The 7,072-nt window shown below is 65.8% G+C and carries 6 protein-coding genes; all 6 read right to left on the bottom strand.

The features are described 5' to 3' along the window. Window positions 1-38 precede the first annotated feature (38 nt). On the bottom strand, window positions 39-1,913 hold the full coding sequence (locus K1X74_17710) for an aromatic amino acid ammonia-lyase (GenBank protein ID MBX7168177.1): 1,875 nt from the start codon (window positions 1,911-1,913) through the stop codon (window positions 39-41). A 250-nt stretch (window positions 1,914-2,163) separates the two neighbouring features. Then, window positions 2,164-3,147, bottom strand: a complete 984-nt coding sequence (locus tag K1X74_17705) for a glycosyltransferase family 2 protein (GenBank protein MBX7168176.1) — start codon at window positions 3,145-3,147, stop codon at window positions 2,164-2,166. Window positions 3,148-3,327: 180 nt separating this feature from the next. Beyond that, entirely contained in the window at window positions 3,328-4,293 is a 966-nt protein-coding gene (locus K1X74_17700) for a hypothetical protein (GenBank protein MBX7168175.1), read from the bottom strand. Window positions 4,294-4,309: 16 nt separating this feature from the next. Further along, window positions 4,310-5,308 (bottom strand): GDP-mannose 4,6-dehydratase, encoded by a 999-nt coding sequence (locus tag K1X74_17695; protein MBX7168174.1) that lies wholly within the window; start codon window positions 5,306-5,308, stop codon window positions 4,310-4,312. Next, window positions 5,305-6,411: a DegT/DnrJ/EryC1/StrS family aminotransferase gene (locus K1X74_17690; protein MBX7168173.1), complete on the bottom strand. Its 1,107-nt coding sequence runs from the start codon at window positions 6,409-6,411 to the stop codon at window positions 5,305-5,307. Before K1X74_17690 ends, K1X74_17695 begins: the two co-directional genes overlap by 4 nt. 221 nt (window positions 6,412-6,632) lie before the next feature. Continuing rightward, window positions 6,633-6,950: a hypothetical protein gene (locus K1X74_17685; protein ID MBX7168172.1), complete on the bottom strand. Its 318-nt coding sequence runs from the start codon at window positions 6,948-6,950 to the stop codon at window positions 6,633-6,635. Window positions 6,951-7,072 lie beyond the last annotated feature (122 nt).

Raw genomic sequence — 7,072 nt, 5'->3', positions numbered from 1 at the left:
CGCTTCCCTTCGCCCTCTGGGCGCATCCAATCGCGCGTTTACTCTCCGGCAACCCCCTCACGCGAGCCGCCGCGGCAGTGCCGGGCATACGCGTCGTCGGCCAGGGCCGGCTGCAGACAGGACGTGTGAAACACCTGCAACAACTCGAGCTTCGACACGCGCCGCACGAGCTCCGTCAGGTAGCCGTGCATCCGCGTACTGGTGCACAAGGTGGGCACCCCCAGGTCGCGCCTGAGGAAATCATAGAGCGGGCGTAAATGGCCCAGCTCCTCGGCGCGGGGGTTTTCGCAGACCAGGTTCTCGCGCCGCCCCTCGTGAGCGCGGATCAATTCGGGCGGCAGGGTCGCCAGGTCGAACGCCTGGCAACAGGCCAGGAGATGCGCCGCGAGGCAATAATCCGTGTCGGCGGCCAGATCCAGCGCGGTCCGCGCCGCGGCCAGCCCCATCGACACGATGGCCTGGTTTTCCTTTTCGGCCGACAGATACGTCGTCGAATGGGGACCCACGCGCTGGTTCATCTCGGACAACAAGGCGTCCATGTAGATCTCGACACCTTGGAAGCCCATGTTGTCGGCCGGGTGCGAGCTGAGCGGAATCACGTGAGTGGCGATGAAGCGTTCGCGCACCGTCTGGCTTTCCGTGGCGCTGACGATGTGGTCGACCCCGCGGATCAGGAACTTGAACTGGGCGTGGACCAGCCGGGCCAGCGAGTGGAACGATAGCTTCAGCTTGTCCATGTCCCTGGCCACGGTCGAACCGAGGAAGTTGCCCCCGGAGACGGCGAATTGTCGGGTGCCGTCGTTCAGGATCAAAGGATTGTCCGATGCGCCGTTGACCTCGATTGCCAGGTCGTGCGCGGCCCCCATCAGCACGTCATATTCCGGCGCTAGGTGCTGAGACGCGCAGCGGAACGGATACGTCAGTTGCCACAGCCGGTATTCGTGGGCCGGCGCAAAGCCGACGACGTCGCCCTTCGGCACCAACCGGTCCGAGGTCGAGTGCATCAGGTTGAAGATCAGCCGGGCCGAGTAAATCTGTCCCAGGTGCGGCTTCACCTCGGCGACGAACGGGTGATACGACTGCAGCGTGCCGCGAACCACGCAATTCGCCAGTGCCGTCAGCGCGATCGTCAGGTAGTACGCGTTGAACGCCTGAACCACGGCCAGGCTCCCCGCGCCCGCGGCCATCGAGGTCCCGTTGACTAGAGCCAGGCCTTCCTTGGGCTCGAGCCGGAGCGGTTCGAGCCCCAGTGCCGCCAGGGCCGCGCGCGCCGTGGTGCGCTGTCCGCGATGCCAGACTTCGACCTGCGCGTCGTCCTGGGCCTGGATCGTGGCCGCTAGATAGGCCAGCGGCACCAGGTCGCCCGACGCGGTCAACGACCCCTTGGCCGGGATGATCGGGACCACGTCTTCATGAACCAATCGCACGATCAGCCGCATGACGTCGTGTCGCAGACCCGAGACTCCGACAAGGTTCGATGCGACTCGGGCCAGCATGGCGGCGCGGACCACTTCCGGCGGCAGCGCGTCTTGCTTGCCGCTGACCAACAGGCCGTCGATCAGCACTTCTTGCTGGCGGCGCAGTCCTTCCTGGTCGAGATGCTTGTTGAAAATGCCGGTGCCGCCGAAGCCGGTATTGACGCCATACACCACGCGTTTTTCGTCGAGCCATTGCTGCAACCGCGCGATGGCCGCGCGGTTGGCGTCGACCAGCGGCCCCGCTTCGACGATCGAGATGGGCAACGGTGCCAGCGCCCCGGCGTGCCCTGCATGGGCCGCGCGATAGATTTCGCCAAGGCGCAGGGCGCGGCGCCCCAGCACGAGTGGATCTTGCCGCCGGACATCGTCCAGGAAGCCTGCCAACACGTCGTCGAGCGTCGCGTGATACCCGACCAGCGGGGTGGTCTCCATCATGCGACAATCGTCCGAAAGGCAACGAGAAGACAAAGACGGGAAGCGGCCGCGGCGCGGCCGCCAGGCCGGGTCGATCTCCCCAGATCGGCGCGCAACTGCCGGCCAAATCCCGAGTATAAACGCGCCGGCGGAGGTTCCCAACGAATGGCACCCCGCCCGACCGGCCGCACCCGGACGGCAGGTGGCGTTGGAGCCGCTCGCAGCGATCACACCGGTTGCGCGGCGCGGGCAGCCTTGCGCGGCCAGCGGCTCAGAGGTCCTCGTCGATCGGCTGGGGCTCGCGTTGCCGCTGCTGAGCCCGGCTGGGATCGACCACCCGGTCGATGACGAACGGCGGACGCTTGCGGATGGTTTGCAGCATCCGTAATTGATACTCCCCAAGCACTCCCAGCATGATCAGCTGCACACCGGAGACGAGCAGCAGGATCACGATCGTCGACGACCACCCGGCCACGAGGTCGCGGCTCCCCTGCCACCAGGAGATGACGATCGCGCAGGCATAGAGGAACCCCAAGAGCGCCATCATCAACCCCATGACCGAGACGGCGCGAATCGGCTTGTCGGAAAACGACACGAACAAGTCGATGAAATAGGTGATCTTCTTGCCGAACGTCCACTGCGACTTGCCGTAGTTCGGGTCGCGGGCCACGCGGTCATATTCGACGTAGGCCGGTTGAAACCCGGTCCATAGCACCATGCCGATGCCGCCGTTCGGTTCGTTGATGTCGGCCAGCACGTTGAGCACCTGCCGGTCGATCAGTACGTAGTCGCAGCCTTGCTCCGGGAAATTCGGCAACCCGTAGCGGCGAAACAGCCACCAGAACGCTTGCGAAGTAGCCTTCGTCAGCCACGGATCGACCCGGCCGCGGCGCGTCGCCAAGACGACCTTCGAGCCCAATCGCCATTGGGTCAGCAATTCGCCGATCAATTCCGGCGGGTCCTGCAAGTCGGCCGAAATGGCCACCACGCAATCGCCCCGAGCATAGGCGATGCCCGCGCTCGAGGCGGCGTTCGAACCGAAGTTGCGCGCCAACCGCAGCGCCTTGATGCGGGGATCGGTCTGCGCGAGCTCTTCGAGCACCGGAAACGAGTTGTCGTGGTGCGAGCCGTCGTCGACGAAGATGAACTCAAACTGCTCCGGCTCTTTGTCGGCCATCGACTGCAAACGGCGCAGCAATACCGGCAGGCTCTCGGCGTTGTGATAGACGGGCACGATGACCGAGACGGTGCGCATGTCGGCAAGGGCCTGCAGTGGCGTTCCCCCAGAACGAACGGGCCGCTCCCTGCCCTAACCTGCCATCGTAGCCGCCCAATCCAGCCTGAGGGAGCGTGTCACCGGCAGAAACCCGGCCGCCCCGGCGCCTCGCAGCCCGCATAATTCACACCGGCAGTCGTCGGCGCGCGGTCGCCGGCCTTAGAGCAAGCGACGGAAAATGTATTCGCAGCGCCCGAACTTCGCGCCCGACTCCTCGGCAAACCACAGAATGGCCCGGTTCGTCACCTGCGTACTGCCGTACGAATGCTGGGCTCCCACGCCCAGCAAGTGCAAGTTGACCTCGGGGCCCAGCTTGCCCATCCATCCGGCGAACTCGGGCGACACCGCCGAAAGCACGCCCTGCACGAGGTTCAAGCCCCAACGGCCCCATTTCTCGCGGTGATATCGGTAAGTGACCAGTGCGCCCGGCTCGGGTACGTCGGGCACGATCACAACGTCGGCCATTTCGCCGCGGACCGATTTTTCGACCCAGATGGCCATTAGCTGCGCCACCTTGGCCGCATCGAGCGCCGGGTCCGCGTGGAACCGGTCGTAGATGTTGACCGTTTGCGCGGCGGCACGGGCCAGGTGCGGAATGTCGTTTTCCACGGCCTTGCGGACCGGCAATCGCTCGACGAGCGGGGGCGGCTGGATCTGCCCGTGGTGGTAATACCGCGTCTCGATCAGGGCAAAGCCCAGTTCTCCGAGCGCCCGGATCGTCGCCAGGTCGCGCGGTTCGACCGTGGCGAACACATAGCGTATGCCGCGCGCGGCAACTTCAGCCAGGAATTGCTCGAGCACGGGACGATAGTCGGCCAGCGGCCGGTGCCAGGGCGCTTCGAGTGGCAATACCGCGTTGAGCCGGGCCACGCCGAGTCCGAAGAACTCGCTGTCCCACGGCAGGCGCTCGGCGCAAACTGCCAGCGAGCCGAGATCGTCGAGCGGAGCGACAAACCGCAGGTCGTCGTCAGCCGGCAGCTCGGCCGTCAACTGTTCGGCGTAGAGGGCGCGGTCGCCGCGCCGGGAGATGCCGGGCACATAATCCAACGGGCTCCAGGGCGCGTGCGCGGCGAGCACTTCGCGCGCGGGCGACAAGTTATCGCGGAGGCTGCGCAGACGGGCCACGGTCGTCCCCCGTCGATTACCAGTAGTGCGCCTTGTGGCGCCGGAAGTATTCCACGGTGCGCTGCATTCCCGCGTCGAGGCTGGTTCGAGGCTCCCATCCCAGGTAGGAGCGAATCTTCGTGATGTCCGAGTAGAAGTCGCCGGGCTCCTGCGCCTTGCGCTCCGCGGAAAACGGCGTCAATTGCCAGCGCCCGGAGCCGGCGGCGCGAATTACCGCTTCGGCCAGCTCGATAAACGTCGTCGGCCGATCGACGCCGACGTTGAACACCTGGCCCCAGGCATTCTCGCTGGCCGCGGCCATCAAGATCGCCTCGACGCAATCGTCGACAAACAGCAAGTCGCGCTTGATCTGGCCGTCGCCGAACACCGAGATCGTCTGGTCGTCGATCGCCAGCCGCACGAACCAGTTGGCCACGCCGTAGCGCGAATGCAGCATTTGCGCCCGGGGGCCGTAGGTGTTCGTAATGCGCAGCAGCACGCTGCGCACGTTGAACACCAGGTGGTAGGCCTCGATGATTTTTTCGGCCGCGAGGTTAGTAATCTCGTAGATACCCAAGGGCATCGTCGGGGCCTGCTCGTTGACGGGCAGCGACTGCGGGCGGCCATATTGCCCGCGCGTGCCGGTGTAGATCACTTTCACGCCCGGGGCATGATGGCGGCACGCCTCCATCAGCACGGCCGTGCCCTTGACGTTGATGTCGATATCGGGGAACGGGTCGGTCAGGCTCATGATGTGATCGACCTGCCCGGCCAGATGAAACACGAAGTCCTTGTCCCGGACCAGGTAGTTCATCACGTGCACGTCGCGGATGTCGCAGAAGTTGACCGTGACGCGATCGGCGATCGGCTCGACGTTGAACAGGTTGCCGCCGTACCCGGGAATCATCGCGTCGGCGATGGTCACCTCGGCGCCCAGCTCGACGAGCGCGATCGCCAGGTTGCTGCCGATGAACCCCATGCCGCCGGTGATCAGGCACCGGCTGCCGGCCAGCTTGTCACGCAAGGCCTCATTCACGCGGGACACTCCGCCAGGGCCTCGTGGACCGCCTGAACCACGTAATCGACTGCCGCCTCGCTCAGCCCGACGTACAGCGGCAACGACAGCACTTCGCGGGCCGCCGCTTCGGTCTCGGGCAAGCTGCCGGCGGCGTAACCGAGATCGACATACGCCGGCTGCAGGTGAATCGGCGTCGGGTAGTGCACCAGCGTCGCCACGCCCCGCTCGGCCAAGGCCGCGGCGATCTGCGCCCGCTGCGAGTGGCGAATCACATACAGGCAATAGGCATGCTCATCGCCGGGCGCCACGTAGGGCACCAGCTCCGGCGGCAACTCGCGCGAATAGCGTTCGGCCAGCCGCAGCCGGGTGTCGTGATGTGCGGCAAAATGTTCAAGCTTGACCTGCAGGATGACCGCTTGCACCTCGTCGAGCCGGCTATTGAACCCTCGTTCCTGGCAGCGGTCGCGCGTCGCCTGGCCATAGAACCGCACGCGCCGCACGCGCTCGGCCAGCGCGCGATCGTTCGTCGTCACTCCCCCCGCGTCGCCGCACGCGGCCAGATTCTTCGTGGGATAAAAGCTATAGGCTGCGGCACATCCCCACGAGCCGACGGGGCGTCCGGCGTGGCGCGCGCCGAGCGCTTGCGCACAATCTTCGACGAGCAGCAGCCCGCGATCGCTGGCCAATTTCGACAGCGCGGTCATGTCGGCCGGGTGCCCGTACAGGTGCACCGGCAAGATCGCCTCGGTGCGGGGTGTGATGGCGGCGGCCGCGGCTGCGACGTCCAGTGCATAGGTCCGCGGATCGATGTCGGCGAACACCACCTTGGCCCCGGCGCGTTCGACCGCGCAGACCGTCGGGATCGCCGTGTGCGCCACGGTGATCACCTCGGCGCCGGCGCTCACTCCCGCTGCACGCAGAGCCAATTCGATCGCGTCGGTACCGTTCGCCACGCCGATCGCGAACTCCGATTCGACCTGCCGCGCCAGGGCATGTTCAAAAGCCTCGGCCTCGGGGCCCAGCAAGAACCAGCCGCTCTGCAGGACGCGCGTCACGGCCGCTTGAAGTTCGGCAATCAGCTCGCGATGAACGGGTTGTAAATCGTGGAACGGAATCTTCACGCCGAATGCCGCAAGCAAGAGGAGGCCCCCGCGCGCGATCGTATCCCCCTTGGACCCGTCGTCGGGCCCGCGCGCGTGGGTGCCGCCATTATATCCGACGCAGGGCACGATCGATCGGCCCCGGCCGGCGGGCCCCCGGGCGGCCGGCAAACCGCCGCACAAGGTCGGCCCGTAGAATCGCTACAACCCGTCTCTCCAAGAACGTGCCGGACGGCGGGCGTTCAGGAAGCAGGCTTTTCTTGCGTGTAGCCCAGACGGTTCAAAAGGTCGCCGACACCCCGCTTCAGCCCATCGACGGCGCTGTCCTGGATGATGTCCTGCTTGTCCGCCTTGACGATGGCGGCCACCAATTGGCGACGTTCATTCCAATCGTTGGGCGTGAACTTGCGGACGTCGATGTAGGAGTCGGCAAAGGTCGCCTCGAGCTTGGGGACGAGCACCAACCCCTCGTTCGTGTTGACCACGTGGTATTTCAAGCCCACGTACACACCGGCGCCACCGAGAATCATGCCGAACATTAAGTTGCGAATCGCGCTCATGGCCCGAAGCTCCTTCCTGGATAAGGGCGGCGAGAATCTACCGCCCCGGGACGATTTGGCCAACGGGAACCGCGAGTGCAGCGGCGGAGCGCGCCAGCATCCGCGCGCAGGCACGCCTTGCG

The sequence above is a fragment of the Pirellulales bacterium genome (genome assembly GCA_019694435.1).
Classification (GTDB): domain Bacteria; phylum Planctomycetota; class Planctomycetia; order Pirellulales; family JAEUIK01; genus JAIBBZ01.
The sequence above is the reverse complement of the archived record's forward strand: the minus strand, read 5'-3'. Positions and strand labels throughout refer to the sequence as shown.

Excerpts from the sequence above, each read along its gene's own strand:
- K1X74_17685 (MBX7168172.1), bottom strand. The coding sequence starts at position 6,950 with ATGAGCGCGATTCGCAACTTAATGTTCGGCATGATTCTCGGTGGCGCC.
- K1X74_17710 (MBX7168177.1), bottom strand. The coding sequence starts at position 1,913 with ATGATGGAGACCACCCCGCTGGTCGGGTATCACGCGACGCTCGACGAC.
- K1X74_17705 (MBX7168176.1), bottom strand. The coding sequence starts at position 3,147 with ATGCGCACCGTCTCGGTCATCGTGCCCGTCTATCACAACGCCGAGAGC.